Here is an 18515-nt window from a genome sequence, read left to right as displayed (position 1 = left end):
CTGGGTATTCTATTTCCATCAGTTTTTCTTGGTGCAAGATGTGAGTTAAAGAGAAACTGCGCTACGCGCATCTACGGTTCTGGTGTACTCAGTACATATAAACTACTCCCGACTCACCCTATTTACAAGGGAGAAATAAAATCAAACGCGGCAAGATGCTGAGATTTCTAGTTAAAATTGTAAATATTACGTCAAAAATGCAAACAAAACTCGATCCAAATGCCAAGTTCTGAAAATGGCAAAACCCAACCTCGCGTTATCGTTATCGGTGCTGGAATTGGAGGTCTAACCGCAGCTGCTCTTCTGGCTCATCGTGGTTATAATGTCCTTGTCCTCGAACAAGCTTTAATTCCTGGCGGTTGTGCATCCACATTTCAACGTAAAGGATTTACCTTTGATGTCGGTGCAACTCAGGTAGCAGGTCTAGAACCTGGTGGGATTCATCACCGTATTTTTACGGAACTAGGTATTGAATTACCAACGGCTACCCCCTGCGACCCTGCTTGCTCCGTCTTTTTACCAGGGGAAAATTATCCTATTAATGTTTGGCGTGACCCAGAAAAATGGCGGGCTGAACGGGAACGTCAATTTCCTGGTAGTGAGATGTTTTGGGATTTATTAGGAATTTTGTTCCAAGCGAGTTGGGACTTTCAAGCTCGTGATCCTGTTTTACCACCCCGCCATCCTTGGGATCTATGGCAACTCATCAGGGCTTTACGACCGAAAACAATGGTCACTGTTCCCTATACCCTATTCACGGTCGGTGATGCTTTGCGAGCTTACAAACTAGACGGAGATTATCGATTACGATTATTTTTGGATTTACAGTTAAAACTATACTCCCAGGTAGATGCGGAAGAAACTGCTTTGTTGTATGCAGCGACAGCCTTAGCCGTGTCCCAGGAACCCCAGGGGTTATTTCATTTACATGGAAGTATGCAAGTGTTATGCGATCGCCTGGTGGAATCTTTACAACGGGATGGTGGTCAACTCCTAACTCGTCATACCGTAGAAAGTATACATGTGGAAAAAAATCGAGCTTGTGGGGTGACAATCCGCAACCAAAAAACTGGTGAGGTTTGGCAAGAAAGCGCAGATCACATTATTGCCAATGTCACTGTCCAGAATCTTGTGCAACTATTAGGTGACCAAGCACCACGGGGATACAAACATCGTGTCGCCAAATTACCCCCCGCATCCGGTGCATTTGTGATTTATTTGGGTGTCACAGCAGCCGCCATACCCCCCAACTGTCCGCCCCATCTCCAGTTCCTCTATGATATGAATGGGCCCATTGGCGAAAATAATTCCCTGTTCGTCTCCGTGAGTCGTCCCGGTGATGGACGCGCTCCTACAGGTTATGCCACCATCATCGCTTCATCATTTGTTGATCCACAACCCTGGTGGGATGGGGACAATTATCCAGCCTTGAAACAAAAATTTACAGACGAAGCCATTTCCCATCTCAGTAAATTTTTTCACCTCACCCCCGAAACAATTGTTCATGTAGAAGCCGCCACACCCCGTACATTTTACCGTTATACAGCCCGTGAACGGGGAATAGTCGGTGGTATTGGTCAGAGAATTTCCACCTTTGGTCCCTTTGGTTTTGCCAATCGCACCCCCATCGACAAGCTTTGGTTAGTCGGTGATTCTACTCACCCTGGAGAAGGAACCGCAGGAGTTAGTTATTCGGCTTTGACGGTAGTCAGGCAAATTCAGGCAAGTAAGTAGTGGTCGATAAAAAACTAAAAAACTTGCAGCGTCGTGATTGCGGATAATAGCTCCCTAGTCACGGCAGCAGGGAAATAACCCTCTACCCCACGTCCGGAATTGAGAATAAAACGGAGAGAATATTCCTGGGGATAACCGGATATTTCTAGCCAAACAATATCACTTTCAACTTCAAGGGTAACTTTTTCCTCATCCATCAATTCCGATGCGATCGCATTCATCGCTGCAAGTAATTCCTCTAGCAACCGACAAAAGTCATCATACTCAGTTGCTGTCATTTCCACAGCCCAATCATCGGTTCCCAGTAAAGCTGTAAATTCTGCCACTCCTGGATTATAACCTACACGCCACCCTTTCCCTGATTTAACAACTCGCTTCATCTCATTTTCTGACTTTTTGGTTGATTGTACCTTATCCAGTCAGCGAGCTTTTTGTTTAAATAGTTAACTTTAGTTAACTTCAACTGATCACTATTACTCCATGTCGTTAATTTTGATGGGTTAAAAAAGGCACGTAGTAGCGCTTTAGCACCTTTATATTAAAGCTTTTTCGACACTAGAGCCACAACTACGAACCCCTCATAACTTACCTTGTGGAGTTTTCTGTTCAAACTTCCCCAATAATTTCTGGTTGGGTTAACTCGTCAGACATTTCGATAATAGCCCGCAAAACGGGTTTCATCACCATATCGTCACCACTATCAAAATCTTCATAGCGACGACGTTTAGCTCTATTCGCAACTTGAACCGTGATCCGATAACGGTTAGATGCGGCACTAATTAGGTCTTCCGCACGGTGCATAATCTGTGTCTGGGTAGTCTCGAATCGAGAGCGTTTGAGCATAATTACTGATTTGTGAATTCACTATTTTAGTTTAACAGCAAGAACTGGGAGATTTTGGATTTTGCAGAAAGTTGGTAGGAGATATATTCTTCCACCAAACTTTCCAAGACGAATTTTGGATTTTTATTTTCCCAGATGACCCGACAGGTCGTCTCTACCTGCGTTTTCCCCTCAAGAACCGTTGAGCGCGATCGCGAATATCGTTTAAACTGTAGTTCAGAATTTTTCCTCTGGTAATCAGTTGATAACCAGCAAATAACAAACCTGCGGCAATTATTACTGCTAACAAATTTACAGACGCAAATACGTTTCCGGTCAGGATAATTAAAATCCCCACCACGATTAAAACCCAGCCAATGTTTTTATTGATGCGGTGTTGAAATTGCAAAATTGCTCCAGCTGCACACAATATTAATCCTGGTATACGCACAAAAATCCCGATTTGGGTATTACTGGCAATCAAAACGATGGCGATCGCAATTAGGGTCAGTCCGGTTATTTTGCTGGTACGATTCCCAGTCCCCCCAGGATGGGATTTTTGCAGCGAACCACCCATATTCCGGGTTTGGAGTACCGTTTGCGAGGTCTGAGGAGATGGATTCACACCCAACGGAGTTTTGGCTTGAAAGATGAAAACTACCTTTTCCCCCATACCTAAAGAAATGCGATCGCCTGGTTTTAACTGGTAGGAATCTATTGGTGTGAGTTTTTCCCCATTCAGGTAGGTTCCGTTCGCACTACCATTATCCACCACATAATAATTTCCGCCTTGAACACGAATCAATGCATGTTGACGGGAAACTATTTCCTGATTGTCAAGGTTTGATACATCGATTTCCGGTACTAGCGAATCGTTCGCCTTACCAATTCGGAATACTCCTTTCCCTGAAGGTAAGTGAAAAACCCGATTGCTAGCCACATGCAATAACTCAAACTCCCGCAACATCTGATTCAGGATTTGTGTTTCGTCCATAACCGGCTGATCCTTTTTCCCCTCTTGTGCCCAACTAGCCCAACAGGATATAATATAGGTCTACTGTATTTGAGTTTAGTCGAAATCTATTTCAGGATGTACTAACTTTGTACATACCTAATCTAATTCGCAATTGTGGGGCATTCATATCTGACCTGGCGACAAAATCGCTTTGCCATTGTTCCAATTTCTCAGGCTCTGGCAACCCCTCAGTCTGCGCTGGCATTGTACTCGCGTTTTGCTCTTCCCTAGTTAGCCATAAACCATTCAAATCCAGGGATTCATCAATCAACTTTGTCCATATGTCGCTATTCCCCGTGTCCCCATAGGGTAAAGAAGTAATTTCACCATCACCACTACGAACTCTGATTCTCAAAGTTCCCCATAAATATTGAGTGATAAGTCTATTGACCCCGACTCTGGAATTTTTGAGAAATCTCGGTCGAAGTGTATAAGGTTTATCTAGATCGATTCAGGACGTGCGTTTATCATCCACATTAAATTTTTCTATAAATAGCAGGATCGGCAATCGTATACCAATAACATGGTAACACCATATCTGTAAGTTGTGGCTTTGGGTTTAGCGGTAGAAAATATCTAAGGCAAAATCTCAGACGAAAAACTATATAACTACACACAAGTATTAATCAATTCCGGAGTCGGCAAATTTCGTATCATTACCCATTTTTCGGGGAAATAGGGTTCGGAAATCTAGAACAGAACTGAAATCCGTTCTACACTTTTTCGCGTCACTATATACGTATGTGGTTTCGCCAGCGGATTTTTCGATTAGTTTGGCAATCGCACCATTTTAGTTTATAATGGTAAATTTTATCTGACTGCTTTACTTCTGCGAAAAATTGTCGTATTATATAGGTTAAGTAGAACTCGTACTGACTTCGTTTTAAATCCTCATTGTTTGTTTGCGATGGTGGGAATCAGGAATTGTAGGAATGCCAGAGTGTAGTTGTGAGAAGAAAGAAATAAATCCCTGAAGGGGGGGAAGGTAGGAACCGAAGAGGGGGGGCAAAACGTCTTGACAGACTTAAGTAAAGTAATTGTGATGAACCGTACCCGATGCTGCGTCAGACATCTACTGCTTTTCCAGGATTGCCCCAATTAATTAAACATTCATCGTGTTTACGGAGTAGAGGATAGCGCACCAATGCCAACAGTTAACATACAAGCAGATAACAACAACACCAAATTCACGGCTGATATGGTGCGAACCTATTTGCGCGAGATTGGTCGTGTGCCACTATTGACCCGAGAGCAAGAGATTGTGTTCGGGAAGCAGGTGCAGCAAATGATGATATTAGTGGAAGCGAAGGAGAAGTTAAGCAAGAAATTGCGACGGGAACCGACAGCAGAGGAATGGAGTGAGTATGTTGGTTTATCATCAGAGGAAATCAATCGGACATTGCGTCAAGGGAAATACGCCAAACAGAAAATGATTGAGGCGAATTTGCGCTTGGTTGTAGCGATCGCCAAAAAATACCAGAAACGGAATATGGAGTTTCTGGATTTAATCCAAGAGGGGACACTCGGCTTGGAGCGGGGGGTAGAAAAATTCGATCCGATGCGGGGTTATAAATTTTCTACCTACGCCTATTGGTGGATACGTCAGGCAATTACTCGTGCGATCGCCCAGCAGGGGAGAACCATACGCTTACCGATCCATATTACCGAAAAACTGAATAAAATCAAAAAAGTGCAGCGTGAACTAGCGCAAAAACTGGGTCGTTCACCCTCACCAGCCGAAATAGCCGAAGAACTGGAGTTAGAACCAGCCCAAATTCGTGAATACATGAATATGGCGCGTCAACCAGTATCCTTAGATGTGCGGGTCGGAGATAATCAAGACACCGAATTACAAGAAATGCTGGAAGACCAAGGACCATCACCAGAGTATTACATGACCCAGGATTTTCTCCGTCATGATTTAAACACCTTATTAGCAGAACTAACACCCCAACAAAGGGAAGTATTAGCTTTGCGATTTGGTCTAGAAGATGGCAAAGAACTATCCCTAGCGAAAGTAGGTGAACGGTTGAATCTAAGTCGCGAACGAGTGCGACAATTAGAACATCAAGCCCTAGCCCATTTGCGTCGTCGTCGCGCCAATGTTAAGGAATATATGGCTAGTTAAGTATACAGGACTTACGCAATCACGGGTCATTGCACTTCTTCGCGTAACGGCTCCACAGTAGGGTCATCAGGTAGACGCGCAGAGGCTTCTGGTTTGCGTAGCAATTATAAATTCCTGTTCTATCTAGAATATAGGTAATTTGGCTTTTGTCGGTTATTTGAAGAGGATGGAATTGAATTTCTATCCTCTTTTTGATTACAACATGTCAACAAGCAGTTCTGAATCGGCTTCATCTTATACCATTTCACGAAAAGCCTGATACAAATAACGCCTCTAAAGTAAAATCCCATCCAGCAATAGATTTAATTTTCCGCTCCTTTATTTTGCTTGACGCTGCGTGGACGTGGTGCTTTTAATTTTGCTTTCAATTTATAGCGCACAACTTTATATGATGCTTCGACTCCAAATTCAGCTAAAAGCCATGTACGAACTTCCTCGTAGCTTTTAAATCCTGACGGGTCTTTTAGTTCTTTTTAGATTTGCGATCGCACCCAGGAAAAAAAGCAAGTTCAAGCAGCTTGGAACGGATTCACAATTTCCAACCCATCAATATTTGAGTATCCTAGACCCACAAGTGTTGAATCTTAAGATTTTAGCGGTTGATACCAAGTTGTGTATTGGTGCTGCAAAGGGTTTCAGTATACAAATCCCAACTTTTGCCTTAGCGATCGCGCAGCTATAGAACTTTACGTAGGGTCTGCGGAAAAAGTCTTTTGGCGAGGGTAGGGAATAGGGAACAGGGAGTAGTTTTAACCTAATAATTCCACTTTTCACAAGACTGCTCAAATTAACTACCGCAAATAACCTCTTGAACGCAACAAAAAGACGGAAAAGGGAAAGGCAAAAGCGGATTGTTCCCCGGCTAGCAATATGTTCAGATATCGGCAGAAGCGCTATAATTGCCCGATATAAACACAATATTAAAAATTAGCTATGGTTCAAGTCACAGAGCATCTTTATATAGTTAGAGATGAACGAATTTTAAATGGTGAGCCGATCATTAAAGGAACACGCACACCTGTGAGAGCTGTGGTTGAGAGTTGGAGAATGGGCATTGCTCCAGAAGCAATTCCCCAAGGACTACCCCATCTTACACTAGCGCAGATATTTGATGCCTTGAGTTATTACAGCGATCATCAGGATGAGATCAACACTTATATTGAGCGTAATCGAATTCCTGATGATTTGATTGACCCGTTAGTGAGTGATCTATGAGCAGTTTATTCATCCGTCTGTATTTGGATGAAGATGTTAACGTATTGGTTGCAGACTTGTTAAAAGCTAGGGGGTTTGACGCTTTAACAGTGAGAGATGCGGGACAACTTCAGGCAAGTGACGAAGAACAACTAGCCTATGCAGTTAGCCAGAAAAGAGCCTTAGTCACACATAACCGTGCAGATTTTGAAAAACTAATTCAGACTTATTTTGATACAGAACAAAAGCACTATGGTGTCATCTTGGCTGTCCGTCGTCCGCCTCAAGAAATTGCAAAACGATTGCTGGCAATTTTAAATCAAGTTACAGCAGAGGAAATGGAAAATCAGGTTCGATATATTTGATAGCTGAGTTAGAAGAGCTAGTTTTAAGATGAAGTATTCATTCCAATACTCCATCGTGTTTTGGTACTAAATCAAAACATGGCTCAGTTTCCCCACCGAAAACGAATGGATAACTTTCTGCTAAAGCCATAGATACCCACGTTCTCAATCGCGGGGAAAAAGCGATCGCCTATAGGACTCATATTTGATTTCTGAAAACCCTAATTACTCCATTTCTCAGTATACCCAAAAAGATTTAAGTACGGATTCCTATAGCTGCTTCCATTCCAATCGCTCAAATGTTTGTAACGCAGTATCTTATTACCAGGGAAGTCACTTGAGTATCCCTGTAATAGCAACTTCACCCCTACAATCAAAAAACCAAGTTTAATCCAGATATTTACCACCTCAAACGATCCAGATCAAACTTGATTTATCTCAGCTTTGAATTCAATCAAAAAATTCAGAAAAAGGGTTGATTATTCATGGGGGTTTCTGTTAGTATAGGATTAAGGCTCCAAGGGATTATTATACCATAATATGTGAGAATGATAATCACCTATAGGGTTGCAAATCGCTCACTGTAAGTCTTTGAGACGAAAAGGACTATAGCTTCCACCCAGTCCTTGGACGATATTCCGGGTATTAGCGATTAACATTTTTTGGTAAGTTTCGCCAGGGGAACCCTTAGCACCTAAACCATCAGTATACAAGGGTTGTTCCGAAAGCTTAACATTTGCCTCCTTAGCAACGGTTTCCATCAAGCGGGGATTAATAGTTTTTTCAGCAAAGATAGTGGGAACACCTTCCTTTTTAATTTCCTTCACCAGGGAACCAACCCGTGCAGCAGTAGCTTGTTCTTCGGTACTGATACCTTCCAAGGCGGCAGAAAAGGAAAGACCATAGGCTTGGACATAGTAACCGAGTGCGTCGTGGGTGGTGACTAACTTGCGTTGATTGGGGGGGATAGTGGCGATTTGGGATTTAATCCAGCTATGGATTTGGGAGATTTCCCCAGTTACTTTTGCGGCATTAGTTTTATATAAATCGGCGTGATTCGGTGCAACTTGCTTTAAACTATCCCGAATTACTTCTACCATTTTGATACCGTTTTGCGCATCATGCCAGACATGGGGGTCAGGAACCTTTTCGCTATGGCTGTGTTTTTCCCCTTTTTCATCTTTGTGGTTATGACCATGACTGTGATCATGCGGCTCACCTAATATCGGTTTTGGTACAGCTTTTTCATGGACAGCAACCTTCGGTGCAGGATTACTAGTCGCTTGAACCAACTTAATTAAACTTGGATCAAAATCATAACCAGCATACAAGATTAAATTTGCACTATCGATCGCTTTGCGGTCTTCCGGCTTTGGTTGGTAAACGTGAGGATCATCACCCGGTCCTACCAAACATTTCAAATCAACCGTATCCACCGCAACCTGTTGCGTTAAGTCGCAAATTACACTCGTTGTCGCCACCACTGAAGGTTTATTTGTATTCTCAGAAGCAGTATTATCGCTAGTAGTGACGGTCGTTTTATCCTGGTTTGATTTCGACTGGGTATTAGTTTCCTGGGGAGAATTACAACTAATTAATCCCATTGTTAAAGCGATCGCAGCCCACAACTTTATTTGTGTTTTTTGCAACATGATTTTCTCTATCTATCAGTGATACAATAATAATCATTATCATACATAATCATACAGATTCTTTGGGAGAAAGATGTTAGAAGTAAATAATTTAGAGGTAGATTATCGGGGGGTGAAAGCGTTAGAGGGGATTAGTTTTCGAGCCTATCCAGGGGAGTTATTGGCGGTAATTGGTCCCAATGGAGCGGGGAAGAGTACTTTAATTAAGGCCATATTAGGATTGATTGAGAGCGAGAAAGGGGTAGTGAAATTTCGCGATCGCACTTTGAAAAAGCAATTAAATTCTGTAGCTTACGTACCCCAGCGAACCCAGATAGACTGGGATTATCCCATAACCGTGTGGAATGTGGTGATGATGGCTAGAACCGTGCATACAGGTTGGTTTCATTCTCCCAGTCGCCAATCAAAAGAAATCGTCAAATCCGCCTTAGAAAGGGTGGGAATGGGGGAATTGCGATCGCGACAGATAGGTGAGTTATCGGGGGGACAGCAGCAACGGGTTTTTTTGGCTAGGGCATTAGCACAACAAGCGGACTTATTTTTTTTTGATGAACCGTTTGTCGGGGTGGATAAAAAGACGGAAGCAATTATGTTTGAAGTATTTGAGGAGTTAAAATCGGCGGGGAAAATATTGGTAGTTGTCACCCATGATTTAGGAGTGACGTTGAGAAAATGTGATTCTTTATTATTGATTAATAAGAAATTAATTGCCCAGGGTTCGTTACATGAAGTCATTACCAGTGAAAATTTGAAATTAGCCTATGGTGATAGTGTGTTGTTGTTTAATCCCAAATAGGGTTGGGGAGAGACGACCCGGTGGGTCGTCTGTGCTAGAAAGTAGTTTTGAAGAATCAAGATGCGGCAGTTTTGAGCTTTTTTGGAGGTAGATTGGGGAAATTTTTCCGGCTTACTCAAAACCGGTTTTACACCTATCTCCTACTTCTTCCACCTAACAATCAACCAATTCCGGTGATTGATTGAGAATTTGACTACGAATGGAAATAAAATCCAAATATTCCGGAGAATCTAACTTATCTAAACGAAAAGCACCAACATTATGGCAATTTTGAAACGCCAACCTGATACCAAAATGTCTTTCCACAGCAGTACGAATCGCATCTCCACCCATCATTCTTAACAATTGAGCGCGTGCTTGTTCGCTTGGAGGTGGAACAGCATGATTAGCCCATTCTTCCCCTCTAATAATGCGTTCTGCTAAACCTTCAACCACACCCCAAGCATAGGGTAAGGATTGTCGAATGGTTTCCACAAATTCCTGTTCATCTATATGACCTGATTGAGCTTGTTCTAGCAGTTTATCGCTGACATTTAAGGACATAAGTTTTCCCTGGTTAATTCAGTTTTTATTCGGGTGCTGCACACACCAGTGACAATAGTAATCATTCTAGAAATGAGATCAAGTTGGTTGTAAATAAAAGTAATATAGATACGAAATGTCTGGTTGTATGTACTTTCTTGAACAAATGGTGCAAATTATGAATTGAATAAATCCAACATACGGTAAATAATCAAGTTTGTCTGGTAGATATACTTGATGCACAACAAAGTATTTTGTAGATAGGAGGATTTTGTTTTCACGCGATCGCTGAGAATAAAACTCGTTTTTCGCCTTTGATCAACTTAAATTTGAGTCAGCAAAATGTTTTTAAATATAATGAGTGAGTTGATTGGTGCATGAGAATGATAATCGCCTATAGGGTCTATCTGTTTCTTATCAAAGGTGTTTGAAACAAGTTTGTCCTCCATGAATATTTGTCGATAGGAGGATTTTGTTTTCACGCGATCGCTGAGAATAAAACTCGTTTTTCGCCTTTGACAAGCTTAGACTTAAGTCAGTATATACATTGGATAAGTTTGATGGGTAGGTTTTTCTGTATGAGAATGATAATCGCCTATAGGGTCTATCTGCTTCTTATCAAAGGTGTTTGAAACAAGTTTGTCCTCCATGAATGAATATTTGTAGATGGGAGGATTTTGTTTTCACGCGATCGCTGAGAATAAAACTCGTTTTTTCACCTTTGATAAACTTAAACTTGAGTCAGCGCATACACTAGATAAGTATGATCAGCAAGTTGATTGTGTATGATAATGATAATCGCCTATAGGGTCTATTAACTTCTTGTGAAAAGTGTTGGAAACAGACTAGACAAGAATACATCTTGAGAACAGAAAAATGCTGGAATTAATATTAGAACCCTTGTCATTTGAATTTATGCGCAATGCCTTATTTACAGCCATTCTCTTAGGGGTATTATGTGCAGTCGTTGGTTCCTACTTGATAGTGCAAAGGATGGGATTACTGGGAGATGTGATAGCCCATGCCGTATTACCGGGACTAGCGATCGCATTTTTTTTGGGTGTGGATATTTTTTTAGGTGCATTTATATCTGGGACATTGAGTACCTTCGTCATAGCCTGGATTCAAAGCCAGTCACGGGTGAAGGTGGATGTGGCAATGGCGTTAGTTTTTTCCGGATTTTTGGCATTAGGGATTTTATTAATCACTGTACTTAGGAGTAAATTGGATTTACATCATTTTTTATTTGGGGATATCTTGGGAGTGACAACAGGTGATGTATGGAGAACTTTAGTCATTACCCTAGTGATTTTATTCCTGGTAAAACTGTTCTACAAAGAGCTATTATTTTACACCTTTGACGCATTAGGCGCTCAAGCTTGTGGATTACCGATTAACTTAATTCAACTAGGTTTAACAGCCGCAATTACCCTGACAATAATAGCCAGTATGCAAGCAGTCGGAGTAGTTTTAGTAGTTTCCCTACTAATTGGTCCAGGAATCACAGCTTATTTACTAGTCAAAGAATTACATGAAATGATGATTTTTGGCTCCTTAATTGGGGTAATTAGTAGCGTCAGTGGCATGTATATAAGTTATTATTTCAATGTACCATCCGGAGCAGCAATAGTGTTAGTCGTCACCGGACTATTTTTACTAGCATTACTATTAAGTCCATCCCAAGGAATTTTAACCCGTCCCGGTCAAAATAACCGTGCAGTCAAAATTTGGCGGCAAACTATAAACGGGAAACATTAGATACTAATTTCGCTGGATCGAGTACTAGAGGACACAAGTCTTGGTAAAGTTAATAGAAGCAGATTAATTCGTAATTACCAATTACAAATTACATAGCTTACTTCCCGCGTAGCGGGTATTAAGCACGCGAAGCGTTGCCGCAGGCTATTACGAATTACGAATTAAAATCCAAAAGTTGGGTTCATCATGACACAAACAAATGCAATCAATAATCGGCAAAAATTAGACTTAAACCCCTTGCAAATGCCTCACCGCTTGTTATTAGGTCCAGGTCCATCAAATGCGCATCCAGCGATTTTAGAGGCAATGAATACCCCTCCCGTTGGCCATCTTGATCCTACTTTCCTGAAGTTGATGGACGAGATTCAATCTTTACTGCGTTATGTATGGCAAACCGATAATCCCATGACCATTGCGGTGAGTGGAACAGGAACAGCGGCGATGGAAGCAACGATTGCCAATGCAGTCGAACCTGATGATGTGGTCTTAGTGGGGGTGATGGGGTACTTTGGCAACCGCTTGGTGGATATGGCTGGACGTTATGGTGCTGATGTCCGCACAATTACAAAACAATGGGGTCAAGTATTTAGCTTAGATGAATTACGTGCTGCCATTGAAGAACATGCTCCCCAGATTCTGGCTTTAGTTCATGCGGAAACATCCACTGGTGCATGTCAACCCCTGGATGGGGTTGCAGAGTTATGTCAAAAATATGATACTTTGCTTTTGATTGATACGGTGACAAGTTTAGGGGGAGTACCAATTTACCTAGATGAATGGGGAGTTGATTTAGCCTACAGTTGTAGTCAAAAAGGGTTAGGGTGTCCACCAGGAGCATCTCCCTTTACCATGAGTCCCCGTGCTGTTGCGAAACTGCAAAATCGCCCCACCAAGGTGGAAAATTGGTATCTTGATATGTCCTTACTGGGTAAATATTGGGGAGCAGAGCGGGTTTATCATCACACGGCACCGATTAATATGTATTATGCATTACGGGAAGCGCTGCGATTGATTGCGGAGGAAGGGGTGGAAAATTGTTGGCAGCGTCATCAACAGAATGCTGAGTATCTGTGGGAAAGATTAGGGGAAATTGGGTTGGAGATGCATGTGGAAAAACAGTATCGTCTACCGACCCTGACAACAGTTTGTATTCCAGCAGGAATTGACGGTAAAGCGATCGCGCAGAAATTGCTGAATGAATATAATATTGAAGTTGGTGGTGGTTTGGGTGAGTTAGCCGGTAAGGTTTGGCGTATTGGTTTAATGGGTTACAACAGTCGTCCAGAAAATGTGGATAGACTAATCGCTGCACTCAAGGAAGTTTTGGCGAAGTAATGGGTTGTCTCTGCCTAACTAACGGTAATTTTTACCCTACTGATTATGACGGAAAAAATCTTGGCTCAAAAGCGATTTATCTTTGATCAATGGGCACCCAGCTATGATTTTATTTTGACAACAGTATTTTATCAAGCTGTTCACAAACGGTTGTTGGAGTACGTGGATTTATCGGCAAATGCACAGGTGCTAGATTTAGGATGTGGAACCGGACGTTTACTAGAAAGAATCGTCCAGAAATATCCCCATATTACTGGTACAGGGTTTGACCTTTCACCAAAAATGCTCCAAAAAGCACGGGAAAGAAATAAATATCCGGCTCAATTAAGTTTTGTTGAAGGAAATGTGGAAGCAATGCCATTTGGTGATAGTAGCTTCGACGCAATTGTGAATACGATTAGTTTTCTCCATTATCCCCACCCAGAAACCGTGTTTACCGAAATTAAACGGGTGTTAAAGTCAGGGGGAAAATACTATCTTGCTGATTATACTAATCGCTGGGCAGAGGAACCACAAGAAATCAAAATCTCCGCCGGAGGAATCAGGATTTATAGTCCAATTGCACGGGAAAAACTAGCCAAAACCGTTGGACTCACTTGCATCAAACATCAGTACTTGTTAGGACCAATTATGTTGTCGATATTTACCAAACCCTAGAGACGTAACAATGCTACCTCTCTATGGTAATTGTGGTTCTAATCGGAAATCCAAAATCTCCAATCCCATGACTTTGATTTTGACCAATGATGACGGGATTGATGCTCCAGGAATTCAAGCCTTAGTAGCAGCAATCAAACAAGCAGTCAGCGATCGCAATTTTATCATTGTCGCACCGCAAGACCATCAGTCGGGTTGTGGACATCAAGTTACTACCCACCAACCAATCCCGGTGACAAAACGCGATCGCAATGCCTATGCGGTGGGGGGAACCCCCGCAGATTGTACCCGGATTGCCCTATCCCATCTGTGTGAACAACCTACCTTCGTGCTGTCGGGAATTAATGCTGGTGGTAATTTGGGAGTTGATACCTATATTTCTGGTACAGTTGCCGCAGTCCGAGAAGCCGCAATGCATGGTATTCCAGGCATTGCAATTTCCCATTACCGTCGGGGCAAATTAGCGTATAATTGGGATGCAGCAGTACGATGGACGACTAGTATCTTAACCGATTTACTGAGTCGTCCACTCGAAGCTGGTTGCTTCTGGAATGTGAATTTACCCCATCTGTTACCGGAACAACCGGAACCAAAGGTGGTATTTTGTCCAGCTTGCACCAAACCCTTACCAATTGATTACCGATTAGAGGGGGAAAGTTTTTATTACGCTGGAAACTATCAACAACGCGATCGCACCCCCGGAAGTGATGTCGATATCTGTTTCTCCGGGAATATTGCGATTACTAAACTACATATTTAATCTTCGCTTTCTAAGATTGTCATCATCCGATCCAAAGTTTGGGTCAGATGGGTGAGCTTTTTGAGTGCGTCATCCTGGGATTCTGCTAAGGTTTGCACTGCATCACACAAAGCCAGGATTTGATATCCCTGTTGTTGGATTTGCTTACCTTGCTCTTCCACTTGTCCACTCAAACTATCTAAACGCTCCCCTAGCTTTTCAATGGTTTCGGTTGTGGCTAAAACCGCTTCGCCTATTTGTTCAACAATAGATTCCAAACGACCTACCTTCACTCCATTTCCAACTGCAACCATAATCCCTGCACCTCGTCCTACTTGCTGGCAAATAAATTCACTTAGCGCTCGATCTCAACCCATCATGTATGAATATAACTAAACCAGATGAGCCATTCTAGACCTGATTGATTGAATCTTCACACAAGTCAAAATTTTGACAAACCTTTCAGCACAGTGCAACCAGTTCCATTTCCCAAGTCATAACCTTGAGGAAAACTTGTTTCAGCAGAATATTTCAACTGTACAGGACTTAGACGCGAACTACTGATATTGGTGATTGTACCAATCAGATTTTGGCGTTGCGATCGCCTTCAGTTCTGCTGTAGAAGCAAATTGATTCAACAGTCAAAGGTAGTGCAAAGTTAATATATTTTCAAAATCTTGAACCCCTGCTATTTTCAGGTAATGTTCAGCGATTACAACATATATTTAATTTTGCTTCCCTACTTAAGTAACAGAACTAAGTTCTATCTTAGTACATTTACTGTGATTGATGGCTGTTTCAAATATACCTTATCTACTTACAGTAATATCCATATTCTACCAATTGCAAGCATGTTTGCAACTGTTAATTTAGTAAATATTCATACAACTCCTTCAAATATACACACAAAATCCCGATTTGCATCTTTCATAAGATATATTTAATTGACTTTACGGGATGTTTATAAAAAATCATTATTGAAGGAATCGAGTTAAAGATTCAGTGAATATACGGTTGAAGAGAACAATTTTCATGAAAAGTCCGTCTATAGTCGAAATAGGATTGCGTAGATATACGTTTTAGGGCAAAGTTTAGCTTAACGATGTATCAAATACCATATAGGAATACGGCTCAAGGTGCAACTTCTCAAACTTGGGAATTACGATTAAAACCCCACCCTGCGGTGAATTCTCAATTCAAGCGCTGCGTAGATATTATTGGAAGTCTAGTAGGATTATTAATATTAGGAATTTTGTTGATTCCGATTGCGATCGCAATTAAAATTGATAGTCCCGGGCCGATTTTTTTCTCCCAAGAACGATATGGACTCTACGGCAAAAAATTCCGGATTTGGAAATTTCGTTCAATGGTGAGTGATGCTGAACGCCTCAAATTGCTAGTCAAAAATGAAGCGAACGGATTGTTTTTTAAAAATCAGCATGATTTTCGCATTACCAGAGTTGGACGTTTTTTACGCAGCACCAGTTTAGACGAATTACCGCAGTTTTGGAATATTTTGATGGGGGATATGAGTTTAGTTGGAACCCGTCCACCCACAGGAGATGAAGTTGCTCTCTACAACCAAAGACATTGGCAACGTCTTGATGTTAAACCCGGTTTAACAGGAGAATGGCAAGTTAATGGTCGCTCGCAAATTAAGGATTTTGAGCAGGTAGTGGATTTGGATTTGCAATATCAAAGTAAATGGTATCCACTCTACGACTTATTGATTATTGCCAAGACAGTTTATGTATTACTAAATCGAGTTGGTGCTTTTTAACTAAAGAAATCGGGTTTTGCAGGTTTTTCAAAACCCGACTTCTATAACTAATGCAGCAACTCCTCCACATGATTTTGATTCCACAGACTTTGATATAGTCCAGGTTGTTGAATCAATTCGTTGTGGGTTCCAGTTTGGACAATTTTCCCATTTTCCATCACAAAAATTCGATCAGCAGTTGCAGCAGCAGAAAGTTGATGGGTAATAAATAAAACTGTTTTCCGTTGGGTTCCCTGGGAAAGATTGTTTAGGATTGCGGTTGCAGTTTGGTTATCAACACTTGACAGAGCATCATCCAAAATCAGAATCGGTGCATCAACCACCAATGCACGAGCAAGAGCGGTTCGTTGTCGTTGTCCTCCGGATAGGGTAATTCCCCTTTCTCCCACTATTGTGTCATATTTTTGGGGAAAATTGAGAATTTCTGGATGAATTTGGGCTATTTTTGCCGCATCTTCCACAGTATAGATATCACACAAAGGTTTGCCGAAGCGAATATTATTTTTGATACTGGTACTAAACAAGAAACTATCTTGGGGTACATAGGCGATCGCACTGCGTAGATCGGTAAGGGAAATTTTTGTAATATCAATTCCATCTAGGAATAACTGTCCTGGTTGAATATCAATTAAACGGGTTAAACTGTTGGCAAGGGTGGATTTACCCGAACCAATCGCTCCCACAATGGCGATGGTTTCCCCCGGTTCAATCCGGAAGTTGATATCAGCTAATGCGGGTTCCTTGCTACCAGGGTACTGGTAATTTAGGTGCTTGGCTTCCAGTTTCCCCATGACTTGATTTTGGGGAAGGGGTTGGGTGGGTGCAAAATCGTAAATTTTTGGTTGGGTGCTTAAAATCGCTTCAATGCGATCGATACTAACCTCCCCCCGTTGGAATGCGGTAATCGTAAATCCTAACAAAGCCGTGGGAAAAACTAACCGCTCCACGTACAATAATAAAGCAATAAAATCACCAACAGTCAGACTATTTTCTGCAATCCGTCCAGCACCTAACCAAATCACAATCAATGAACTAATACTTGCTAAACCCCCAATTAGGGGAAATAGGGTATTGCGACTTTTAGCAAGTTGGATATTTGCATTCAATAAGGCTTGGTTTTTGCGGGTGAAAGCTCGACGTTCATTTTCCTCCTGGGCATAGATTTTAATTAAAGCAATTCCGCTCACATCCTCTTGAATTAATTCACTTAACTCAGAAATGCGACCTTGAACTGTAGCTTGTTCATTGCGCAGGCGATCGCTAAATAGATGTACCAGCAAAAACATCACCGGATACACAGCCAAGGAAGCAACGGTAATCGTAGCATTAATTGCCAACATATAGGGTAAAGTTAGGGCATAGGCAAATATGGTATTCGCCAAACTTAAAACCGCAAAACCCAACAAACGGCGAATATTATCCACATCACTAGTCGCACGACTAATCAAATCCCCCGACGTATTCGTAGCAAAATACGCTGGTTCCATCGATAACAAATGCTGAAAGATTTTCTGCTTCAGGTCAAACTCCACCTGTCGTCCCACCCCAAACAACCAAATCCTCGAAGCCATCCGTATTAACCACATTGCTGCCGTCAAGGATATAATCGGCAACACAAACTCCCATAGTTCACCATCAGTAAAATTACTAGAGGAAAGCCGGTCTACACAGTTACGGATTAATTGGGGAATATACACACCCAATCCATTCACCGTGAATAGGGCTACAATACCCAATCCAGCTTCTCGCCAATGCGGACGTAAATAAGCACCCAGTTTACTCAGCCTTCTTGATTGCCCCATGACTACAATAATAGTAAAAATGTTGGTAAGAGAATTATAAAATACAGGATACAGGAGCAGTGGCTAGGGGAAGAAAAATGGCGCAAATATTTAGGAATTACGCATCTTACTAGGTAACTATATTGTTTCAGGTTTTTATCAATCACCTATGGTTGTGCGATCGCGATTCCAAAGGTTTAGCTATCACCCTTGAAAACACTCACCAACAAACAATGATGACGAGAGCGTCAATCATTT

18 protein-coding genes are annotated in these 18515 nt (G+C 41.7%); 10 read left to right on the top strand and 8 right to left on the bottom strand.

The window, feature by feature from the left end; genetic code table 11:
* Window positions 1–219 precede the first annotated feature (219 nt).
* Complete coding sequence (crtD, locus tag CDC37_RS21595) at window positions 220–1734, top strand: C-3',4' desaturase CrtD (RefSeq protein WP_096625001.1); 1515 nt, start codon at window positions 220–222, stop codon at window positions 1732–1734.
* A gap of 14 nt (window positions 1735–1748) precedes the next feature.
* Here crtD and CDC37_RS21590 read toward each other — a convergent pair whose 3' ends face one another.
* From CDC37_RS21590 to CDC37_RS21575, 4 genes are all read right to left on the bottom strand, one after another.
* The gene (locus CDC37_RS21590) at window positions 1749–2114 is read right to left on the bottom strand and encodes a DUF1818 family protein (protein WP_096624999.1); all 366 of its coding nucleotides are present in this window, start codon (window positions 2112–2114) and stop codon (window positions 1749–1751) included.
* Between the two features lie 226 nt (window positions 2115–2340).
* Window positions 2341–2577, bottom strand: a complete 237-nt coding sequence (locus tag CDC37_RS21585) for a DNA-directed RNA polymerase subunit omega (RefSeq protein WP_096624997.1) — start codon at window positions 2575–2577, stop codon at window positions 2341–2343.
* Between the two features lie 154 nt (window positions 2578–2731).
* Window positions 2732–3550 (bottom strand): FHA domain-containing protein, encoded by an 819-nt coding sequence (locus CDC37_RS21580; protein ID WP_096624995.1) that lies wholly within the window; start codon window positions 3548–3550, stop codon window positions 2732–2734.
* A gap of 91 nt (window positions 3551–3641) precedes the next feature.
* Complete coding sequence (locus CDC37_RS21575; RefSeq protein WP_096624993.1) at window positions 3642–3926, bottom strand: hypothetical protein; 285 nt, start codon at window positions 3924–3926, stop codon at window positions 3642–3644.
* Window positions 3927–4715: 789 nt separating this feature from the next.
* Between CDC37_RS21575 and CDC37_RS21570 the strand changes: the two genes are divergently transcribed.
* From CDC37_RS21570 to CDC37_RS21560, 3 genes are all read left to right on the top strand, one after another.
* A complete protein-coding gene (locus tag CDC37_RS21570; RefSeq protein WP_096624991.1) occupies window positions 4716–5699 on the top strand; it encodes an RNA polymerase sigma factor, RpoD/SigA family in 984 nt (327 codons plus the stop codon).
* Between the two features lie 933 nt (window positions 5700–6632).
* On the top strand, window positions 6633–6914 hold the full coding sequence (locus tag CDC37_RS21565; RefSeq protein WP_096624989.1) for a DUF433 domain-containing protein: 282 nt from the start codon (window positions 6633–6635) through the stop codon (window positions 6912–6914).
* A complete protein-coding gene (locus CDC37_RS21560; RefSeq protein ID WP_096624987.1) occupies window positions 6911–7258 on the top strand; it encodes a DUF5615 family PIN-like protein in 348 nt (115 codons plus the stop codon). Before CDC37_RS21565 ends, CDC37_RS21560 begins: the two co-directional genes overlap by 4 nt.
* Window positions 7259–7815: 557 nt before the next feature.
* Here the strand turns inward: CDC37_RS21560 and CDC37_RS21555 are convergent.
* On the bottom strand, window positions 7816–8889 hold the full coding sequence (locus CDC37_RS21555) for a metal ABC transporter solute-binding protein, Zn/Mn family (protein WP_096624985.1): 1074 nt from the start codon (window positions 8887–8889) through the stop codon (window positions 7816–7818).
* 73 nt (window positions 8890–8962) lie between these two features.
* On the opposite strand from CDC37_RS21555, the gene CDC37_RS21550 reads away from it, so the two are divergent.
* On the top strand, window positions 8963–9685 hold the full coding sequence (locus CDC37_RS21550) for a metal ABC transporter ATP-binding protein (RefSeq protein WP_096624983.1): 723 nt from the start codon (window positions 8963–8965) through the stop codon (window positions 9683–9685).
* 153 nt (window positions 9686–9838) lie between these two features.
* Here CDC37_RS21550 and CDC37_RS21545 read toward each other — a convergent pair whose 3' ends face one another.
* Window positions 9839–10228: an SCO5389 family protein gene (locus CDC37_RS21545; RefSeq protein WP_096624981.1), complete on the bottom strand. Its 390-nt coding sequence runs from the start codon at window positions 10226–10228 to the stop codon at window positions 9839–9841.
* 855 nt (window positions 10229–11083) lie between these two features.
* Between CDC37_RS21545 and CDC37_RS21540 the strand changes: the two genes are divergently transcribed.
* From CDC37_RS21540 to surE, 4 genes are all read left to right on the top strand, one after another.
* On the top strand, window positions 11084–11965 hold the full coding sequence (locus CDC37_RS21540; RefSeq protein ID WP_096624979.1) for a metal ABC transporter permease: 882 nt from the start codon (window positions 11084–11086) through the stop codon (window positions 11963–11965).
* Window positions 11966–12151: 186 nt separating this feature from the next.
* Window positions 12152–13300, top strand: a complete 1149-nt coding sequence (locus tag CDC37_RS21535) for an alanine--glyoxylate aminotransferase family protein (RefSeq protein WP_096624977.1) — start codon at window positions 12152–12154, stop codon at window positions 13298–13300.
* A 45-nt stretch (window positions 13301–13345) separates the two neighbouring features.
* A complete protein-coding gene (locus tag CDC37_RS21530) occupies window positions 13346–13957 on the top strand; it encodes a class I SAM-dependent methyltransferase (protein ID WP_096624975.1) in 612 nt (203 codons plus the stop codon).
* 67 nt (window positions 13958–14024) lie between these two features.
* The gene (surE, locus tag CDC37_RS21525; RefSeq protein ID WP_096626518.1) at window positions 14025–14717 is read left to right on the top strand and encodes a 5'/3'-nucleotidase SurE; all 693 of its coding nucleotides are present in this window, start codon (window positions 14025–14027) and stop codon (window positions 14715–14717) included.
* On the opposite strand, the gene CDC37_RS21520 is transcribed toward surE, so the two are convergent.
* On the bottom strand, window positions 14714–15010 hold the full coding sequence (locus CDC37_RS21520; protein WP_096624973.1) for a hypothetical protein: 297 nt from the start codon (window positions 15008–15010) through the stop codon (window positions 14714–14716). The two genes, surE and CDC37_RS21520, sit on opposite strands and share 4 nt — an antisense overlap.
* Before the next feature lie 788 nt (window positions 15011–15798).
* Here CDC37_RS21520 and CDC37_RS21515 point away from each other — a divergent pair.
* Window positions 15799–16476: a sugar transferase gene (locus tag CDC37_RS21515; RefSeq protein WP_096624971.1), complete on the top strand. Its 678-nt coding sequence runs from the start codon at window positions 15799–15801 to the stop codon at window positions 16474–16476.
* A 47-nt stretch (window positions 16477–16523) separates the two neighbouring features.
* Here the strand turns inward: CDC37_RS21515 and CDC37_RS21510 are convergent, their stop codons facing one another.
* Window positions 16524–18278 (bottom strand): ABC transporter ATP-binding protein, encoded by a 1755-nt coding sequence (locus tag CDC37_RS21510; protein WP_096624969.1) that lies wholly within the window; start codon window positions 18276–18278, stop codon window positions 16524–16526.
* Window positions 18279–18515 lie beyond the last annotated feature (237 nt).

The sequence above is a fragment of the Calothrix sp. NIES-3974 genome (assembly GCF_002368395.1).
Lineage (GTDB): Bacteria > Cyanobacteriota > Cyanobacteriia > Cyanobacteriales > Nostocaceae > NIES-3974.
This window is presented reverse-complemented; position numbering and strand designations above follow the sequence as displayed.

What these genes read in the sequence shown, in the direction of transcription:
- CDC37_RS21585 (WP_096624997.1), bottom strand. Translation starts at nt 2,577, where the DNA reads ATGCTCAAACGCTCTCGATTCGAGACTACCCAGACACAGATTATGCAC.
- CDC37_RS21510 (WP_096624969.1), bottom strand. Translation starts at nt 18,278, where the DNA reads ATGGGGCAATCAAGAAGGCTGAGTAAACTGGGTGCTTATTTACGTCCG.
- CDC37_RS21540 (WP_096624979.1), top strand. Translation starts at nt 11,084, where the DNA reads ATGCTGGAATTAATATTAGAACCCTTGTCATTTGAATTTATGCGCAAT.
- CDC37_RS21555 (WP_096624985.1), bottom strand. Translation starts at nt 8,889, where the DNA reads ATGTTGCAAAAAACACAAATAAAGTTGTGGGCTGCGATCGCTTTAACA.
- CDC37_RS21590 (WP_096624999.1), bottom strand. Translation starts at nt 2,114, where the DNA reads ATGAAGCGAGTTGTTAAATCAGGGAAAGGGTGGCGTGTAGGTTATAAT.
- CDC37_RS21580 (WP_096624995.1), bottom strand. Translation starts at nt 3,550, where the DNA reads ATGGACGAAACACAAATCCTGAATCAGATGTTGCGGGAGTTTGAGTTA.
- surE (WP_096626518.1), top strand. Translation starts at nt 14,025, where the DNA reads ATGACTTTGATTTTGACCAATGATGACGGGATTGATGCTCCAGGAATT.
- CDC37_RS21530 (WP_096624975.1), top strand. Translation starts at nt 13,346, where the DNA reads ATGACGGAAAAAATCTTGGCTCAAAAGCGATTTATCTTTGATCAATGG.
- CDC37_RS21535 (WP_096624977.1), top strand. Translation starts at nt 12,152, where the DNA reads ATGACACAAACAAATGCAATCAATAATCGGCAAAAATTAGACTTAAAC.
- CDC37_RS21550 (WP_096624983.1), top strand. Translation starts at nt 8,963, where the DNA reads ATGTTAGAAGTAAATAATTTAGAGGTAGATTATCGGGGGGTGAAAGCG.
- CDC37_RS21565 (WP_096624989.1), top strand. Translation starts at nt 6,633, where the DNA reads ATGGTTCAAGTCACAGAGCATCTTTATATAGTTAGAGATGAACGAATT.
- CDC37_RS21545 (WP_096624981.1), bottom strand. Translation starts at nt 10,228, where the DNA reads ATGTCCTTAAATGTCAGCGATAAACTGCTAGAACAAGCTCAATCAGGT.
- CDC37_RS21520 (WP_096624973.1), bottom strand. Translation starts at nt 15,010, where the DNA reads ATGGTTGCAGTTGGAAATGGAGTGAAGGTAGGTCGTTTGGAATCTATT.
- CDC37_RS21570 (WP_096624991.1), top strand. Translation starts at nt 4,716, where the DNA reads ATGCCAACAGTTAACATACAAGCAGATAACAACAACACCAAATTCACG.
- crtD (WP_096625001.1), top strand. Translation starts at nt 220, where the DNA reads ATGCCAAGTTCTGAAAATGGCAAAACCCAACCTCGCGTTATCGTTATC.
- CDC37_RS21560 (WP_096624987.1), top strand. Translation starts at nt 6,911, where the DNA reads ATGAGCAGTTTATTCATCCGTCTGTATTTGGATGAAGATGTTAACGTA.
- CDC37_RS21515 (WP_096624971.1), top strand. Translation starts at nt 15,799, where the DNA reads ATGTATCAAATACCATATAGGAATACGGCTCAAGGTGCAACTTCTCAA.